At 67.2% G+C, this 1,207-nt stretch carries 1 protein-coding gene; it reads left to right on the plus strand.

Features of this window, described 5'->3' with window-relative positions:
- Positions 1–1,186, plus strand: a 1,186-nt coding sequence (locus tag ACWD6R_RS40615; protein WP_451823352.1) for a transposase, incomplete at its 5' end; no start/stop codon positions are given.
- Positions 1,187–1,207 lie beyond the last annotated feature (21 nt).

Consider the following 1,207-nt stretch of genomic DNA (forward strand, 5'->3'; position numbering starts at 1 on the left):
GGCCCTGTCCTGTGCGGCGCCCCAGTGGCTCACCGAGGTCGTGGACGCCTCCTGGTCCAAGCGGTACGCGGAACGCATCGACACCTGGCGCCTGCCGACTTCCAAGACGAAGAAGGACGCCTTGGCCCTGGACTTCGGCCGGGACGGCTTCGCCCTGCTGAGCGCGCTCTATTCGCCCGGGCAGCCTGCGTGGCTGCGCCAGCTGCCCGCGGTGCAGACCCTGCGCACCGTGCTGCTGCAGAACTACACCCGGACCGCGGCAGGCAACGGGCGGGAGGTGGTCAAGCGGCTGGAGAAGCAGTCCGAGGGAGGGGACGGCCTCCCGCCCGGTGAACACCGCCTCTCCTCGCCCTATGACACCGATGCGCGCTGGTCGGCCAAGCGCGACACCTTCTGGAACGGGTTCAAGCTGCACATCTCGGAAAGCTGTCGGGCCCAGGACACCGGCAACGCTCCGGGCTCACCCCCGAATCTGATCACGAACGTCGCCACCACTGCCTCCACACTGCCCGACAACATGGCCCTGGAAGACATCCACCGGCAGCAGAAACGGCGTGGCCTGCTGCCGGACGAGCACTACCTCGACTCCGGCTACCCCAGCGCCGACCTGATCGTCGCCTCACGGCGTGACTACGGTGTCGCCCTGATCGCGCCGATCCTGCTCGACCGCACCCGCCAGGGCACGGACAAGGCTGGCTTCGCCGCCGACGACTTCCAGATCAACTGGGAGAGCGAGCAGGTCACTTGCCCGGCCGGGCACATCAGCGCCACCTGGAACCCCGTGGTGCAAGACGGCAAGTCCAAGACCGTGGTCTCCTTCGCGGCCCGCGACTGCGTCCCCTGCCCTTCCAAGGGGCAATGCACCAGGGCTAAGCGACGTCAACTATCCCTGCAGCAACAGGAATTGACCGAGGCGATGCGCGCCGCCCGCGACCAGCAGCAGACCCAGGACTGGAAGAACGACTACGCCCTGCGCTCCGGCGTGGAGGGCACGATCCGGCAGGCCGCCGCCGTGACGGGGGTCCGCCGGGCGCGCTATCGCAGCCTGGCCAAGACTCACCTTGACCACTCCTTCAGCGCCGCCGCCATCAATCTGATCCGACTGAACGCCTGGTGGAACGGTCACCCACTCGACCGAACACGGACAAGTCACCTTGCACGCCTCGATTTCACCCTCACTGGCTGATCGAATTAACCACCAGGATCA

The sequence above is a fragment of the Streptomyces sp. NPDC005151 genome (genome assembly GCF_053599875.1).